The organism is Bradyrhizobium sp. BRP23, assembly GCF_020194135.1.
GTDB lineage: Bacteria > Pseudomonadota > Alphaproteobacteria > Rhizobiales > Xanthobacteraceae > Bradyrhizobium > Bradyrhizobium yuanmingense.
This window is the reverse complement of sequence record NZ_JADYVW010000002.1, coordinates 110,638-126,515: the sequence shown is the minus strand read 5'-3', so window position 1 is coordinate 126,515 and position 15,878 is coordinate 110,638. Positions and strand designations below refer to the sequence as shown.

Annotated in this window: 17 protein-coding genes; 10 read left to right on the top strand and 7 right to left on the bottom strand. The window is 63.7% G+C overall.

Annotated features, from left to right (window positions below; all coding sequences use genetic code 11):
* The first annotated feature begins 137 nt into the window (after positions 1–137).
* The 6 genes from I6F24_RS04850 (at position 138) to I6F24_RS04825 (ending at position 5,958) form a co-directional block, all read left to right on the top strand.
* Positions 138–944 (top strand): cyclic nucleotide-binding domain-containing protein, encoded by an 807-nt coding sequence (locus I6F24_RS04850; protein ID WP_036012905.1) that lies wholly within the window; start codon positions 138–140, stop codon positions 942–944.
* Positions 945–1,080: 136 nt separating this feature from the next.
* The gene (gene murI, locus I6F24_RS04845) at positions 1,081–1,878 is read left to right on the top strand and encodes a glutamate racemase (RefSeq protein ID WP_036027824.1); all 798 of its coding nucleotides are present in this window, start codon (positions 1,081–1,083) and stop codon (positions 1,876–1,878) included.
* Positions 1,879–1,939: 61 nt separating this feature from the next.
* Complete coding sequence (locus I6F24_RS04840) at positions 1,940–2,713, top strand: aldolase/citrate lyase family protein (RefSeq protein WP_036027825.1); 774 nt, start codon at positions 1,940–1,942, stop codon at positions 2,711–2,713.
* 221 nt (positions 2,714–2,934) lie between these two features.
* Positions 2,935–3,702, top strand: a complete 768-nt coding sequence (locus I6F24_RS04835) for an acyltransferase (RefSeq protein ID WP_036012914.1) — start codon at positions 2,935–2,937, stop codon at positions 3,700–3,702.
* Positions 3,703–3,924: 222 nt separating this feature from the next.
* Positions 3,925–4,542: a 30S ribosomal protein S4 gene (rpsD, locus tag I6F24_RS04830; RefSeq protein WP_036012915.1), complete on the top strand. Its 618-nt coding sequence runs from the start codon at positions 3,925–3,927 to the stop codon at positions 4,540–4,542.
* A 348-nt stretch (positions 4,543–4,890) separates the two neighbouring features.
* Positions 4,891–5,958, top strand: a complete 1,068-nt coding sequence (locus tag I6F24_RS04825; protein ID WP_036027826.1) for a threonine aldolase family protein — start codon at positions 4,891–4,893, stop codon at positions 5,956–5,958.
* Between the two features lie 112 nt (positions 5,959–6,070).
* Here the strand turns inward: I6F24_RS04825 and I6F24_RS04820 are convergent, their stop codons facing one another.
* From I6F24_RS04820 to grxD, 4 genes are read right to left on the bottom strand one after another with little or no spacing between them, the layout of a single operon-like run.
* Positions 6,071–7,330: a serine hydrolase domain-containing protein gene (locus I6F24_RS04820; RefSeq protein WP_225151225.1), complete on the bottom strand. Its 1,260-nt coding sequence runs from the start codon at positions 7,328–7,330 to the stop codon at positions 6,071–6,073.
* A gap of 1 nt (position 7,331) precedes the next feature.
* Complete coding sequence (locus tag I6F24_RS04815; RefSeq protein ID WP_036012922.1) at positions 7,332–8,618, bottom strand: serine hydrolase domain-containing protein; 1,287 nt, start codon at positions 8,616–8,618, stop codon at positions 7,332–7,334.
* A gap of 46 nt (positions 8,619–8,664) precedes the next feature.
* Entirely contained in the window at positions 8,665–9,216 is a 552-nt protein-coding gene (locus I6F24_RS04810) for an O-acetyl-ADP-ribose deacetylase (protein ID WP_109143232.1), read from the bottom strand.
* A gap of 3 nt (positions 9,217–9,219) precedes the next feature.
* Complete coding sequence (gene grxD, locus I6F24_RS04805; protein WP_018647423.1) at positions 9,220–9,546, bottom strand: Grx4 family monothiol glutaredoxin; 327 nt, start codon at positions 9,544–9,546, stop codon at positions 9,220–9,222.
* Between the two features lie 239 nt (positions 9,547–9,785).
* Here grxD and egtB point away from each other — a divergent pair, with 239 nt between their 5' ends.
* Together egtB and egtD are read left to right on the top strand one after the other, a co-directional pair.
* On the top strand, positions 9,786–11,081 hold the full coding sequence (gene egtB, locus I6F24_RS04800; RefSeq protein ID WP_225151223.1) for an ergothioneine biosynthesis protein EgtB: 1,296 nt from the start codon (positions 9,786–9,788) through the stop codon (positions 11,079–11,081).
* A 48-nt stretch (positions 11,082–11,129) separates the two neighbouring features.
* A complete protein-coding gene (gene egtD, locus I6F24_RS04795) occupies positions 11,130–12,101 on the top strand; it encodes an L-histidine N(alpha)-methyltransferase (RefSeq protein ID WP_036027840.1) in 972 nt (323 codons plus the stop codon).
* Positions 12,102–12,110: 9 nt separating this feature from the next.
* Here egtD and I6F24_RS04790 read toward each other — a convergent pair whose 3' ends face one another.
* Positions 12,111–13,304 (bottom strand): low temperature requirement protein A, encoded by a 1,194-nt coding sequence (locus I6F24_RS04790; protein ID WP_225147607.1) that lies wholly within the window; start codon positions 13,302–13,304, stop codon positions 12,111–12,113.
* Between the two features lie 42 nt (positions 13,305–13,346).
* Complete coding sequence (locus I6F24_RS04785; RefSeq protein ID WP_036012929.1) at positions 13,347–13,583, bottom strand: BolA family transcriptional regulator; 237 nt, start codon at positions 13,581–13,583, stop codon at positions 13,347–13,349.
* Positions 13,584–13,779: 196 nt separating this feature from the next.
* On the opposite strand from I6F24_RS04785, the gene I6F24_RS04780 reads away from it, so the two are divergent.
* The gene (locus tag I6F24_RS04780) at positions 13,780–14,139 is read left to right on the top strand and encodes a DUF427 domain-containing protein (RefSeq protein WP_225139771.1); all 360 of its coding nucleotides are present in this window, start codon (positions 13,780–13,782) and stop codon (positions 14,137–14,139) included.
* A 156-nt stretch (positions 14,140–14,295) separates the two neighbouring features.
* On the opposite strand, the gene I6F24_RS04775 is transcribed toward I6F24_RS04780, so the two are convergent.
* Positions 14,296–14,469 (bottom strand): DUF1328 domain-containing protein, encoded by a 174-nt coding sequence (locus I6F24_RS04775; protein WP_036012969.1) that lies wholly within the window; start codon positions 14,467–14,469, stop codon positions 14,296–14,298.
* Positions 14,470–14,644: 175 nt separating this feature from the next.
* Between I6F24_RS04775 and I6F24_RS04770 the strand changes: the two genes are divergently transcribed.
* Positions 14,645–15,832 (top strand): acyltransferase, encoded by a 1,188-nt coding sequence (locus I6F24_RS04770; RefSeq protein WP_225139770.1) that lies wholly within the window; start codon positions 14,645–14,647, stop codon positions 15,830–15,832.
* Positions 15,833–15,878: the final 46 nt, after the last annotated feature.

Below are 15,878 nucleotides of genomic sequence, written 5' to 3'. Positions count from 1 at the left end.
AATTGCCGAAACGCCCGATCAGGCTAAAATTTGCCCCTTGCGGCACGATGGCCGGAAGCGTCATTCAAGCGGTCGTCATTCGATTTCGGCTATACGGGTGCCGACCAGGACTGAATGCCTTACGTGGGGTTAGTACCATGCCGTCCGGCAGCGCAGACGTTTCGTCGATCCTCGACCGCATCCTCGAAGCGGCCACGGACAACCTCAGGATCGCGAAAATCCTGGTCCAGATGGGGCTCGATCCCGACAGCGTCACCTACGAGGCGATCTTCAACCGGCTCCTGGAGATCTTCGTCCACAACATCACGCTCGCCAATCTGTTCGCCGTGGTCGGGGCGGTCTTCTTCGTCGCCACCCTCTTGATGCGGACAATGGTGCCGCTGCGCGTCGCCAACATGATCGGCTGCGCGTTCTTCGCTCTCTTCGGCGCGCTCTCCGCCAACGTCGCGACGTTCCTGCTCTATCTCCTGATGCTTCCGATCAACGCGCTGCGCCTGCGGCAGATGCTGAAGCTGGTCAAGAAGGCGCGCCATGCGGCCGAAGGGGACATGTCGATCGAATGGCTCAAGCCATTCATGACCGAGCGCAGATACCGGCGCGGCGACATCCTCTTCAAGATGCGTGACCCAGCCAACGAAATGTTCCTCACCGTCACCGGCAAGTTCCTGGTCAAGGAGATCAACGTCGAGATCGGGCCCGGGGCGCTGATGGGCGAGCTCGGCTTCCTCACGCCGGACAACCGGCGCACGGGGACGGTCGAATGCATCGAGGACGGCCAGGTGCTGACCATCACCTATGACCGGCTGCTCGAGATCTACTTCCAGGATCCGCAATTCGGCTATTACTTCCTGGTGCTGACCAGCCAGCGCCTGTTGCAGAACATCGATCGCCTGCAGAAGCAGCTGGCAACCGAGCGCGGGACCACCACCAACAGGATCGCGTGAGCGCCGCGCGGCCGATCTGACGCCGGGGATGATGACGCAGCGCGTCCGTGACACGAGACGCCCCCCGGTCTTTGCGGGATCGCCGCAAAATCGCCCTAAAAACCGAATGGTAACCATGCCGGGCTAGGGTGGCGACGTGACCAATTCTCCGACGATCCTGGTGTTCGATTCCGGCCTTGGCGGGCTCACGGTGCTCCGCGAGGTCGTGGCGGCGCGGCCCGACGCGCATTACGTCTACGTCGCCGACGACGCCTTCTTCCCCTATGGCCACCACAGCGAGGACGAGATCATCGCCCGCGTCGTGCCGCTGATGGGGGAGCTGATCGGCCGGCATAGTCCAGACCTCGTCGTCATCGCCTGCAACACGGCGTCCACCCTGGTCCTGTCTCACTTGCGCGCCGCCTATTCCGTAGCCTTCGTCGGCACGGTGCCGGCGATCAAGCCGGCCTGTGCGCAGTCCAGGACCCGCCGCGTTTCGGTGCTCGGCACCAAGGGCACGGTGAAGCGCGAGTACACCAAGGCGCTGATCCGCGATTTCGCACAAGGATGCGAGGTGACGCTGGTCGGCTCGCCCGAGCTCGCTTCGCTGGCCGAAGCCGCGCTCGGCGGTAGCCCGATCAGCGACGAAGCCATCCTCGCCGAGCTCGCTCCCTGCTTCGTCGGCGACGCCTCGGATGCGAGCGCGCGCACCGACACTGTGGTGCTCGCCTGCACGCACTACCCGCTTCTGCTGGACCGGATGAAGAAGCTCGCGCCCTGGCCGGTCGACTGGATCGATCCGGCGCCCGCGATCGCCCGTCGCGTCTCCGACCTGCTCGGCCCGCCGACCGGCGGCATCGCGCAGTCCGGCGCCGAGATGATTTTTACATCGAACCGCGTGCATGGTCTCAGCGCCACGCTGACGCCGTTCTTCGGCGGACGCGCGGTGGCCTGAGCTTGCGCACTGGCGGCGCGCTGCTAGGCTTTGCCGTCGCCATCGTCCCGCAGGATTTTCCATGTCGGTCCCCGCAAAGCCGCTGAACCGCCTCCGCCAGCTCTGGCGCGAGGGTCGCCCCGCCTTCGGTGCGATCGCGACCATCCCGAGCGTGCAGATGGTGCAGATCATGGCGCGCTCGCTCGACTGGATCATCGTCGATCTCGAGCACGGCCCGATCGGATTGACCGAAGCCCACGCGATGATCGCCGCGACCACGGGCACGCCGTGCACGCCTCTGGTGCGGATCGCCGCCAACGAGCCGTGGCTGGCGAAAGCGCCGATGGACATCGGTGCCTTCGGCATCAACTTCCCGATGATCACGAGCCGCGCGGATGCCGAGAAAGCGGTGCGCAGCGTGCGCTACCCGCCGCACGGCGATCGGCTCTGGGGCCCCTTCCACGCGCCGTTCCGCTGGGGCCAGTCGATGCCTGATTACATGGCCTCTGCCGACGACGAGATGATCTGCATGATCACGATCGAGCACGTCGACGCGGTCGATCGCATCGACGAGATCATGGCAACGCCCGGTATCGACGTCGCGGTCATCGGTCCCGGCGATCTCGCCACCTCCATCAACAAGCGCGGCCGGATGGATGATCCGCAATTGCTGGACCTGATCGCGCGCGCCGAGGCGGGCATCCTCAAGAGCGGGGTGCCGATCGGCGGGGTGGCGCGCACCGCCGATCAGGCCAATGCGCTGATCGACCGCGGCTACCGCGCGATTGCGCTGGGCTTCGACTGGTCGCTGTTCCAGCGCGGCATCATGGCGGCCTACGAGGGGGTCAGGCGCTGATCGGGCCGATCGACGCATGACCGACCGACGCGACCAAGAGCGCCTGATCGAGATATAAATCATTGAAAATGGATGATTTTTTGGTCTAAAGGGGGTCCATCTTTGGCGCTGCCCGGTGCGGCGAACCGACCGGCCCCAAGCGGGTTGGTTCGTGCTAGAGCGAGCAGGCGGGCCCCGCTCGTTGCACATATTTTGATCTTTTGATTTGGAACCGGAGGCCTATGCGCGGGACGCCCAAGACCATTTCGCTGCGTCGTCGTGTGATCTGCGACCTCATGCACGCCTCGAAGGGCGTACCTTTCGTTTCATTGGCCCGTTCGCTCAATATCCGCCCCCTGCTGGAGGCCCGCGCGGACGCGGCCGCGCCCGCCGGCTGGGCCGCGATGTTCGTCAAGGCTTTCGCCCTGGTTGCAAAGGACGAGCCGATCCTGCGCACCCTTTACGTCAAATGGCCCTGGCCGGCTCTGTATGAGCTTCCAAAGAGCGTGGCGACGGTCGCGATCGCGCGGGTCGAGGATGGCGAGGAATGCGTGCTGCTGCAGCGAATCGCGGGTCCCGAGGCTCTTTCGCTGGCAGAAGTCGATGCGGAAATCCGACGCGGCAAGACGGCCCCGATCGAGGATGTTCCGATGTACCGCAAGATCATGCGGGCGACCCGCCTGCCGTTGCCATTGCGGCGCCTGTCCTTGGCCATCGGTCTGAATTTCGGCCGTCAGCGCGGTAACTGGTTCGGCAGCTTTGCGGTAAGCTCGGTCGCCGCCTACGGCGGCGGCGAGCTCCACCCGATCACGCCGGGCCCCTTTGTCCTGAGCTATGGGCTGGTCGAGCCAGATCAGACCATCCATGTCGTGATCCGCTGGGACCACCGCGTCACCGACGCCGCCCCGATCGCGCGGGTCCTGACCCGGCTGGAACAGGTCCTGAACACTGAAATTGCTGCCGAATTGCGGGCGGCGGGGTCAAAGCCGGTCCGGGCGGTCAGGACATAAGAATACCGTCGTCGCAGGTCCCGGAATGACAGGCTAAAGAATTGACAGCCAACCCCAAACTCCCCTAAAAGCCGCCTGCTCGCGGGCCGATTTCGGCCCGCGAAGCGTTTCGCGACCCGTGGTCCTCTCCCTTAAGCTTTGGGGATCGGACCTGTCGGTGCCGGGATCATCCCGTCACACAGGAGGGCGCGTTTCCTCAAACCATGACCTGAAGAGGACGCGATGACTAAGCGCAGTGAGGCGAAGTACAAGATCGATCGCCGTATGGGCCAGAACATCTGGGGCCGCCCGAAGAGTCCCGTCAACCGCCGCGAATACGGCCCCGGCCAGCATGGCCAGCGCCGCAAGGGCAAGCTCTCCGACTTCGGCGTGCAGCTGCGCGCCAAGCAGAAGCTGAAGGGCTATTACGCCAACATCTCCGAGCGTCAGTTCCACGGCATCTATGTCGAGGCCAGCCGCCTCAAGGGTGACACCGGCGAGAACCTGATCGGCCTGCTGGAGCGTCGTCTCGACGCGGTCGTGTACCGCGCCAAGTTCGTCTCCACGATCTTCGCCGCACGCCAGTTCATCAACCACGGCCACATCAAGGTGAACGGCCGCAAGGTCAACATTTCGAGCTATCAGCTCAAGGTCGGCGACGTGGTCGAGGTCAAGGAAGCCTCCAAGCAGCTCGCCCACGTGCTCGAAGCCAGCCAGCTTCCCGAGCGCGAGGTCCCCGACTATCTCGAAGTCGACCACGGCAAGATGACCGCGAAGTACGCCCGCATCCCCGGCCTCTCCGACGTGCCGTTCCCGGTGCAGATGGAGCCGCATCTGGTCGTCGAATTCTATTCGCGCTGATAAGTTTCGGCAGATCGACATTCAAAGGCTCCGGTTCTCCGGGGCCTTTTTGTTTGGTAGCATGTCATCGATGTCTCGCGCGGCCGACCAGTTCGCCAACACTCTGCCTTCTGCAACGCCGACTGAAGCGGCGCTTCGCGCGTGGGAGGCCCTCTCCCGCGCCGAGCAGATCTGCCGATATCAGGGGCTGTTCGCTCTGCCCGATTGCAATATCTTCACAGCAGACACGCCAGACGACATCCTCCTTGCCGCGCGACAGCGCGTCGCTCAACGTTCTCGTGGCTAGTACAGGTCATCGGGGCACGCACGCAATACGTCGCAATTGTTCGACTAGAGATGAGACACGCCATGCTCTACACCCCTCCCCCCGTCGATCCCAAGGCGCCGCCGGTGCGCATCAATCTGCTCTCGGACACGCAGACCAAGCCGACGGCAGGGATGCGGGAGGCGATGGCGCGGGCGGAAGTCGGCGACGAACAGGTCGGCGACGATCCGACCGTGAACGCGCTGTGCGAGCGCGTGGCCGATCTGCTCGGCAAGGAAGCTGCGGTCTACATGCCCTCGGGCACGATGTGCAACGTCACCGCGACGCTGGTGCATTGCCGCCCCGGCGACGAGATCCTCGCCCATGAGACCGCGCATATCATCGCGCGCGAAGGCGGCGCGCATGCCGCAATCGGCGGTTTCCAGGTCACCCAGCTCAAGGGCCCCGATGGCCAGTTCACGCCGGAGACCCTTCGCAAGGCGCTGCATCCGCGCACGCGGTACCAGCCGCCGCAGACCGTCGTCAGCGTCGAGCAGACCGCCAATATCGGCGGCGGCACGATCTGGAAGAAGGCGGTGCTCGACGAGATCGTCGCGATCGCCAGGCAGCACGACCTCGTCACCCATATGGACGGCGCGCGCCTGCTCAACGCCACGGTCGCGAGCGGCATCTCGCCACGCGACATGACCGCGGGCTGGGACTCGGCCTGGATCGACTTCTCCAAGGGCCTGGGCGCACCGATCGGCGGCGTGCTCGCAGGCTCGCGCGCCTTCATCGACGCGGTCTGGCAGTGGAAGCAGCGGCTCGGCGGCTCGATGCGGCAGGCCGGCATCTGCGCCGCAGCGTGCATCTATGCTCTCGACCACCACGTCGAGCGCCTGGCCGACGACCACGCCAATGCGCGCGCGCTCGCCCGCGGCCTGTCGCAGATCTCGGGCATGGAGGTGCAGGAGCCCGAGACCAATCTCGTGTTCTTCAAGCCCGACGGCGCCGGCATTCCCGGCGACAAGATGGTCTCGGCCCTCCGTCAGCGCGGCGTGACGCTCGCGATGATGGACGGCCGCATCCGCGCCTGCACCCATCTGGACGTCAATGCGAGCCAGATCGAGGAGACGATCGGGTACGTGCGCGAGATCGTGCGCGGGGCGTAAAGCTCAGCCCCGTAGCCCGGATGGAGCGCAGCGAAATCCGGGATCTATCCACGCGGTGAGGACGTCCCGGATTGCGCTTCGCTCCATCCGGCTACGCAAAGGGGGAGAGGTCTCACCGCCCCATCGCCTGATAGATCAGCGTCTTCAGCTCGAGCTGGATCCGGCCGCGCTGCGAGGGGGTCTGCACCATGAAGATTCCGAACAGGTCGTCTTCGGGATCGATGAAGAAGAAGGTGCCGCCAACGCCGTCCCAGCGATATTCGCCAAGCGGCCAGTTCGTGCCCGGCGGCACTGCGGTACGTACGGCGAAGCCGAGGCCGTAGCCGCTGGTCTCACCCGGATAGTAGTGCTTGTCGCGCTCGACGCGGGTTTCGGGACCGATATGATCCCTCGCCATCAAGGCGATGGTTTCCCGCTTCAGATAACGTCGACCTTCAAGCGTGCCGCCGTTGAGCAGCATTTGCGAGAAGCGGGCATAATCGCCGACCGTGCCGACGAGGCCGCCGCCGCCCGACTCCCATCGCAGCGGTTTCCTGATATCGCGAACCTGCGTGATCGGGCTGATCGCCCGATCCTGCGGCATCGGCTCGGCGATACGCGGCCATTGGGCGGGATCGGCGACGTAGAACGCCGTGTCCTTCATCCCGAGTGGATCGAGCAGCCGCGTCTTCGCGAACTCGAGCAGCGATGTCCCCGAGATCAGCTCGATGATGCGTCCGAGCACATCGGTGGAATGGCCGTAGTCCCAGATCGTGCCGGGCTGTTCGGCGAGCGGCAGCGCGGTGATCTTCGCGACGAATTCGGCATTGGTCGAATTCCTGTCGAACAGTCCGGCGTCGGCATAGAGCTTGTTCACCGGGTCCCCGCCATAATAGCCATAAGGAATCCCGGCGGTATGCCGCATCAAATCCTCGATCGTCACCGGACGGTTGAGCGGCTCCAGCTCCAGCGAGACCTTGTCGTCCTCGGCCTTCTTCTCGACGCCGACCTTCATGCCGGCAAAAGCCGGAATGTATTTCGAGACGGGATCGCTGAGCGCAAGCTTACCCTCCTCGACCAGCATCATCGCCAGGACCGAGGTGATCGGCTTGGTCATCGAATAGAGGCGGAAGATCGTGTCCGCGCTCATCGAAAGTTGGGTCGCGACGTCGCGGACGCCGAAATTCTCGCAGTAGACCGGCTTGCCGTGTTGCTGGAGCAGCAGAATCGCCCCCGGAAATTTGCCGGTCGCGATCTCGTTCCTGATGTAGTCGGAGACTTTTGCCAGGCCTTCGGGCGTGAATCTGTGCGCGCGGCCCTCCGAGCCCGCCCGCGCACTTACGGCGCCGAACAAAAGAACGAGCGCCGCGAACAGCGCGCGGCGCCCGTTCATGTCACTTCTCCATGGCTTCATAAACCAGCTGCTTCAATGTCCGCTGCACACGCTGGCGCTCGCTCGGGGTCTGCTCCAGCAGCACGAAGAACATGTCCTGCTTGGGGTCGATCACGAAATAGCAGCCGGAGGCGCCGTCCCATTTGAGTTCGCCGAGGTTGCCGGGCGGCGGCGGCTTGGCATTGCCGGGCTCGGTACGGACCGCAAGCCCGAGGCCGAAGCCAAAGCCGTCGCCGGGGAAATAGAAATAGTCGCGCTCGACGCCGGAGCCGGGGCCGACCTGATCAGTGGTCATCAGCTTGAACGTCTCGGGCTTGAGGATGGTCTTGCCGTCGAGACTGCCGCCATTGAGCAGCATCTGCGAAAAGCGCCTGTAATCCGCCATGGTCGTGACCATGCCGCCGCTGGCGAACTGGATCTTCTTGACGACCGTCGGATCATTGATGCGGCCGACGCGGAAATCGGCATCGTTCGGCACGGGCTGGGCCAGAAGCTTCTGCTTCGCGGGGTCCGTGACCAAGAAGCCGGTATCGACCATGCCGAGAGGATCGAGCAGCTTCTCGCGCATGATGTCGATCAGCGGCTTGCCGGCGGCGACCTCCATCACACGCGCCAGCACGTCGGTCGAGTGGCCGTATTGCCAGAGCGCGCCCGGCTGGTTGTGCAACGGCAGCTTGGCGATGCGTTCGGCGAACTCGGCCAGATCGAAGTCGCCGGCATAGATGTTGGCCTCGCGATAGGCCTTGCGGACCAGGCTGTCGCCGTAGAAGCCGTAGGTGATGCCCGAGGTGTGCGTCATCAGATCGTGCACGGTCATCGGCCGCTTCGGCGGCACCAGCTCGAGCGATTTCGTGCCGTCCTCCGCCTTCTTCTCGACACCGACCTTCACATTGGCGAAGGAGGGAATGTATTTCGAGACGGGATCGTCCAGCTTGATCTTGCCCTCCTCGACCAATTGCATCGAGACCACCGCAGTGATCGCCTTGGTCATCGAGAACAGGCGGAAGATGGTCTTGTCCGTGATCGGAGCCTTGCTGACCACGTCCTGAACGCCGAAGACTTCGTGATAGACCGGCTTGCCATGCTGCTGGATCAGCACGTTTGCACCGGCGATCTTGCCCGTCGCAACCTCGTTCTTGAAGAACTCGGTGATCCTGCCGAGCTTCTCCTGGTTGAAACGTGCGCCGGCCGGAATCTCGTAAGTGCCCTCCGCGCGCGCCGGCGAGATCGCGGCAAGCGACACCAACGCGCCGCAGGCGAGCGCACGCAGTCCAAATTGTGAAATCATATCCCCTCCCCGGAACATGGCGCCTCGGAGTGTACCGACCGCGTCATCAGGCACAAGGGCTGCCGTACCGCGCCAAGACATCCGAATGGAGGGCGGCGCTTGCCTCCGAGAAACAACAAAATATGACGTGCGCAACCAGCGGCGCAGCAGGCAGGGCTTCGATGGCGGCATGGACCGCGATCTTTGCCGCCTGGTCGGCAGGAAAACGATATACGCCGGTCGAGATCGCGGAGAACGCCAGCGAAGTCAGCCCATTGGCCTGGGAGAGCTCCAGCGCACGGCGGTAACAGGAACGAAGTGCCGCCGCCTCGCCGCGAGTGCCGCCGTGCCAGACCGGACCGACGGCATGGATCACGTATCGGGCGGGCAGACGATAGCCCTTCGTGATCTTGGCATCGCCGGTCGGGCATCCCCCGAGCGTCTGACATTCGGCGAGAAGCTCGGGACCAGCGGCGTCATGGATCGCGCCATCCACGCCGCCCCCGCCAAGGAGCGACGTGTTCGCGGCGTTGACGATGGCGTCAACGCCGAGTGTGGTGATATCGGCGACGATGACCTCGAGCTCCGCGCCGCCAATCCGGCGCGTCAGCACGGTCACGTGTCAGGCCGCGACGACGACGCCCTTCTCGGAGAAGAGCTGCTGCAATTCGCCGGCCTGGAACATCTCGCGGACGATGTCGCAGCCGCCGATGAACTCGCCCTTCACATAGAGCTGCGGGATGGTCGGCCAGTTCGAATATTCCTTGATGCCGTTGCGCAGCTCGGCGGATTCGAGAACGTTGAGCCCCTTATAGCCGACACCGATATGGTCGAGGATCTGGACCACCTGGCCGGAGAAACCGCACTGCGGAAATTGCGGCGTCCCCTTCATGAACAGAACCACGTCGTTCGACTTCACTTCATTGTCGATGAATTCCGCGATGCTCATATCCGTGTCCTTCTGGGGCAGAGCCCTCACCAATTGCTTCGGGCCGGCTCAGCCGATTTAACCCGATACCTGCCCATATATGTAGCCCAAACCGTTGTGCATCCAAAGTAAAATGGCGGCGACGGGTCCCCGGCGGCCGAATTGGCCCCAGCCGGGTCCATAGGCTGATGACATCAATATCATCGCCGCAGAGGACTTTCATACCGTAACGGAGCCCCTATCTAGGACGAACCCTGTTCATGGAACCGGGTCGTGCGAACAACGTTCTCTTGTCCTGTCTGGAGAAAAACGTGACGAAACAAGCCTCAGCCACGGCCTCCCTGCGTTCGTCACCGTCCTCCCGCGAGGACGAACTCGCCCAGCGGCTGGAAGCGGCGTTCTCGACTGTCCGCAATGAGACCGAACGCCGGGCCGCACCGCTGTCGCCCGAGGACCAGCAGATCCAGTCCATGCCGGATGCCAGCCCGACCAAATGGCACCGGGCCCATACGACCTGGTTCTGGGAGCAATTCCTGCTCGGCGAGCATGCTGCGGGCTACCGGCCCTTCCACCCCGATTTCGCGTTCCTGTTCAATTCCTACTACGTCAGCGCCGGCCCGCGACATGCTCGCAATCATCGCGGCGACATCACCCGCCCCAGCGCCGACGAGGTCGGCGCCTATCGCAAATACGTCGATACGGCGGTCAGCAAATTCTTCCGCGAGGCGGGCGCGGACAAGCTCCGCGCAATCGCGCCGCTGGTCGAGGTCGGGCTCAATCACGAGCAGCAGCATCAGGAGCTGATGTTCACCGACATCCTGCATGCCTTTGCGCAGAACCCGATCTATCCGGCGTATGACCCGGCCTGGCGCTTCCCGGCCGCAACGCGCGGCGGCGATGACTGGCTCGCACTGAACGAAGGCATCCACACCGTCGGCCATGTCGACGACGGCTTTCATTTCGACAACGAGAAGCCGGCGCACCGCGCCCTGGTCGGTCCGGTCAGGATCGCCCGCAATCTGGTCACCAATGCCGAGTGGCTCGCCTTCATGCAGGACGGCGGCTACCGGACCGCAACCCTGTGGCTGATGGACGGCTTTGCCGCGGCCAGCAAGGAAGACTGGCAAGCCCCCGGCTATTGGCGCGAGGTCGACGGCGCATGGCAGGTGATGACGCTGGCCGGCCTCAAGCCGGTCGATCCGGACGCGCCGGTCTGCCACATCAGCTATTACGAAGCGGATGCGTTCGCGCGCTGGTCCGGAAAACACCTGCCGACCGAGATGGAATGGGAGGTCGCGGCCCGCGCTGGCCAGCTCAACGACGCCTTCGGCCTCGTCTGGCAATGGACCCGCAGCTCCTACGCGCCCTACCCCGGCTATCGCGCCGTCGAAGGCGCGCTCGGCGAGTACAACGGCAAGTTCATGGTCAACCAGCTGGTGCTGCGCGGCTCCTCGCTTGCAACTCCGCAGGGCCACAGTCGTACCACCTATCGCAACTTCTTCTATCCGCACCACCGCTGGCAGTTCACCGGGTTGCGGCTTGCCGATTACGACTAAGTATTCCGACGACAGATGCGCGCCGGACAGCGCGTTCAGGAGAGTATCATGAATGTGCACGCCAGCGCTTTGGCCGAGGCCCATCTTCCCGACGAGCAGACCACCGCCTTTGCCCGCGAGGCCATCGAGGACCTCTCGCAGCAGCCGAAAAAGCTGTCGCCGAAATACTTCTACGACGCGACCGGATCGGAGCTGTTCGAGGCGATCACCAAGCTGCCGGAATATTATCCGACGCGCACCGAGCTATCGATCCTGAAGGAGCGCGGAAGCGAGATCGCAAGCATCATCCCGGAGCACGCCGCGCTGGTCGAGTTCGGCGCCGGCGCGACCACGAAGGTGCGCCTGCTGCTCGATCATTGCAAATTCGCAGCCTATGTCCCCGTCGACATCTCCGGCGACTTCCTGAAGGCACAGGCGAGCGGCCTGAAGCGGGATTTCCCGGCGCTCGGCATCTATCCGGTGGCGGCCGATTTCACCACGCCGTTCGAGCTGCCCAAGCAGGTTGCATCCATGCCGAAGGTCGGCTTCTTCCCCGGCTCGACCATCGGCAATTTCGAGCCGCAGGAAGCGCAGGCCTTCCTGAAAAGCGCGCGCAAGATCCTCGGCAAGGGCGCGCAGATGATCATCGGCGCCGATCTCGAGAAGGACGAGCGGATCCTCTTCGACGCCTATAACGATGCGGCCGGCGTCACCGCGCGCTTCAACCTCAATGTGCTGGTGCGCATCAACCGCGAGCTCGGCGGCAATTTCGACCTGTCCGCCTTCACCCATCGCGCGATCTACAACCGCGAGCGGCACCGCATCGAGATGCACCTGATCAGCAGGAAGAGCCAGACCGTGCGCCTGCTGGGCACCAGCTTCTCGTTCCGCCCGGGCGAAAGCATCCACACAGAGAACAGCTACAAATACAGCATCGCGCGTTTTGCCGCGCTGGCCCAGGGCGCGGGCTGGCGGGTCCGCGAGAGCTGGACGGATGCGGCGAAGATGTTCTCGGTGCACGCGCTGGAGGTCGCGGAGTAGAGCCGGACGTCAATGCTCCTCGGCTTCTTCGGGCGCCGACCCCAGCGACACCGACTCCCACACCGCCACCACGATCAAAATGGCGCTCGTCGCGATCGAGAGCCACAGCGGCGACAAATCCGACGCAAACCACCACAGCACCAATAGCGCGATGATGCCGATGCCGTGCGAAAGCTGGAGGAAGCCGCGGACCGCGTGCTTGAACAGGATGGTGCCGATCAGAAACACCAGGGGGCCGCCGATCGTGCTCAGAACCGTGCGGACGTCGGAATGGCCGGACGGATGCTTCAGCACCAGTTCGTCCGAGACCGCGGTCAGGATGATGCCGGCGATGATCGGCATATGCAGATAGGTGTAGGCGAGCCGCGCCAGGCGGCCGGACTCGCTTGACTTCGAGATCCGCTCCAAGCCGGCCTCCGCGCCCTTGTGGAAATAGATCCACCACATCGCGATGGCGCCGACCAGCGCTGAGACGAAGGCGAGAATGTTGCTCGCGGTCCACTCCAGTTCAGCGAAGGTCGCGCCGTTGACGATAATGGCCTCGCCGAGCGCGATGATGACGAATAGACCGCAACGCTCGGCCATATGGCCGCCTTCGACCGCCCAGGCCTCAACGGAAGAAAAGCCCAGCTTCGGCACCCAGAACCGCGCGGCCGGCGAGATGTATTCCCAGGTAACCGCCGCGATCCACAGCCATAGCCGCCTCTCGCCCTCGGCCAGGCCGCCCGCGATCCACAACGCCGCGGAGATCGACAGCCAGGTCAGGATGCGGATTGCGTTATGCCGCACCGCTGTTCGATGCAGCGGCGTTGCGAGCAGCCAGAACGCGGTACGCCCCACCTGCATGGCCGCATAGGCAATCGCGAACCACAGGCCACGGCCCTCGAAGGCGGTCGGGATCGTGGTCGACAGCACGAGGCCGCCCAACATCATCGCAAAGAGCAGGAGCCGGACCGGGGTCAGCTCGGGATTGAGCCAGTTGGTAACCCAGGCGGTGAAAACCCACAGCCACCACACCGCGAGAAACAGCACCGCGACGTGCACGGCGCCGAGCGGCGTGAAATGGTGCAGCAGCGTGTGCGATATCTGCGTGACGGCGAAGACGAAGACAAGATCGAAGAACAGCTCGACGAAAGTGACGCGGCTGTGCTGGTTCGGCACAATGACGCGGAACATCGCGCCGTGCGGATTGTCCGCAGCCATCATCGTCCCCTCGTGGCGCTGGTCAGGTCAGGTGCAGCTTCGTCAGTTACCTGGCACGCCGGTTTGCAGCGCCAGCGCGTGCAGCACGCCGCCCATCTGGCCACGCAGGGACTGGTAGACGATCTGGTGCTGCTGGACGCGCGATTTGCCACGGAAGGATTCCGAGATCACGGTCGCGGCATAGTGGTCGCCGTCGCCGGCGAGGTCACGGATGGTCACCTCGGCATCGGGGATCGCTGCCTTGATCATCGCCTCGATATCGTGGGCGTCCATGGGCATTCGGGTCTTGCTCCTTATCTCGGCTGCAAACAGCCTCATCATCGAATCGCTGCCGGGGGTCCCCTCGCCGGCAAGGTCAAACTTAGCGTGAACGGCCTTCTACGTCACGCTTTCCGGCACTATATCCCTGATCCCATCAGGACAAAGGCACGACAAAGTGCCGCGCGCGGCAGATTGATCGAAAAGGCGTGAAATCATGAAGCTTCCAGGGCCCGACCACCCGATCACCATCACCCCAAATCCCCGGCGCGTCCGCGTCACGGCGGGCGACATCGTGATCGCCGAGACCAGCAAGGCGCTGACCTTGAAGGAGGCCAGATATCCGGCAGTGCAATATGTACCGCGGGAGGACGCCAACATGGCCCTGTTGGAGCGTACCGACCGCGTCACCCATTGCCCCTACAAGGGGGACGCGAACTATTACAGCGTCAAGGCCGACGGCAAGACGCTGGACAACGCGATCTGGACCTACGAGACACCCTTCCCCGCGATGACGGAGATTTCAGGCCATCTCGCGTTCTATCCGGACAAGGTGAAGATCGAGGAAGTGGAATAAGCGCCGCAACCCACGACCGTCATGCCCGGGCTTGTCCCGCCTGCGCGGTCGAAGCCGCTCCGGCGAGGCGAAGGCCCGGGCATCCACGTTCTGTACGCGGTAAGGCGTGGATGGCCGGGTCAAGCCTGGCCATGACGGCGGAGAGGGCTGAATCAGCTACGTCCTGAAGATCGTGAGTCCCAGTATCAGCAGCACCAGGAAGATCGCCACGAAGACGTAGAACAGGAAGCGCGCGATATCGGCGGAGGCGGCCGAGATTCCGGTGAAGCCGAGCACGCCGGCCACGATCGAGACAAGTAGGAAGATCAGGGCCCATTTCAGGATCGACATCGCCAGCTCCGAACTGCCGCGTCTCACGGCCTACGCTGTTTTCGGCGAACGCTAACATTGCTGCGAGGAACTGGTTCCTAGAGGTGGTCGGGGGCGACCTCCGAAACAAACGGCCCTTGCTGAATCGAGTTCCCGGCGGCAGAGTCCAGCCGAGGTCAGGATCGGGGCGGCCACGATGACGATGTCACATTCAGCGACGATCGGCGCGGAGGTGCATGCCGCGCCCACGAGCAAGGTGCGCAATTTGGCGATCGATCGCGCCCGCACCTTCCTCACTCTGGTGGTGCTGCTGCATCACGCGGTGATCCCCTATACCTATTTCGGGCATACCGATCCGAGTTATTTCTTCGGCTTCGACATGATCGTGCTCGCCACCGACAGCTTCTTCATGGCGATGTTCTTCTTCCTGTCGGGACTGTTCGCCTGGTCCGGCATCGCCCGGAAGGGAGTCCGGAGCTATTTGGCAGATCGCCTGCTTCGGCTTGGCCTACCCTTCGCGATCTGCGCCTTTACAGTCATTCCGCTCGCGTATTACGCGATCTCCCTGCGGCACCATCCCGAGATCGGTTTTGCGGAATTCTGGTGGAATATGGTCACGAAGGGCCCGTGGCCGAGCGGGCCGATCTGGTTCCTGTGGGTCTTGTTCGCCTTCGACCTGGTTGCCTGCCTTTTGTACCGGCTGTCACCCAACCTGCTCGATCCGATCAATCGCCTCTCGCTACATGGTCGCCGCCGGCCCGCCGTGTTCTTTGCGGTCATGCTGGCGGTCACCGCCGCGTTCTACATTCCCGGGCTGGTTCACTACGGACACAGCAGCTGGTTCGAGTTCGGGCCGTTCTCGGTCCAGCACGGGCGCGTGATGCTGTACGCGACCTATTTCTTTTTCGGTGCCGGCATCGGCGTTGCGCAAATGGATCGTGGGCTGCTCTCTGTCGACGGTCGCATGGCAAAGGTCAGCTGGGACTGGATGGTCCTCGCGATCGTTCCGTATTGCCTGTTGTGGGGCCTGATCTTCATCAAGCGCGAAATACTGGGCAACCCGTCGCCCCTGCCGGACTGGTATGAAGCGCTGTATGCCATCTGCTTCACCGTCTTCAGCGTGGCCATCATGTTTCTGATCCTGGCCCTTTTCCAGAGATTCAAGCAATCAGGCTCAGCCAGGCTGCTCGATCCAATGCAGGGCGACGCGTTCGGCATGTTCCTTGTGCACTATCCGATCGCGCTGTGGCTGCAATACTGGCTGTTCGACTATGACCTGCCGGCGATCGTCAAGGCCACGGTCGGGTTCGTCCTGACTGTCGCGGCGAGCTGGGCGCTGACGCGCGCGTTGCGGCAGATCCCGGGCGCGTCACGCGTGTTGTGAGGCACGGTCTCTCGGTCCGTAGCCCGGATGGAGCGCAGCGCAATCC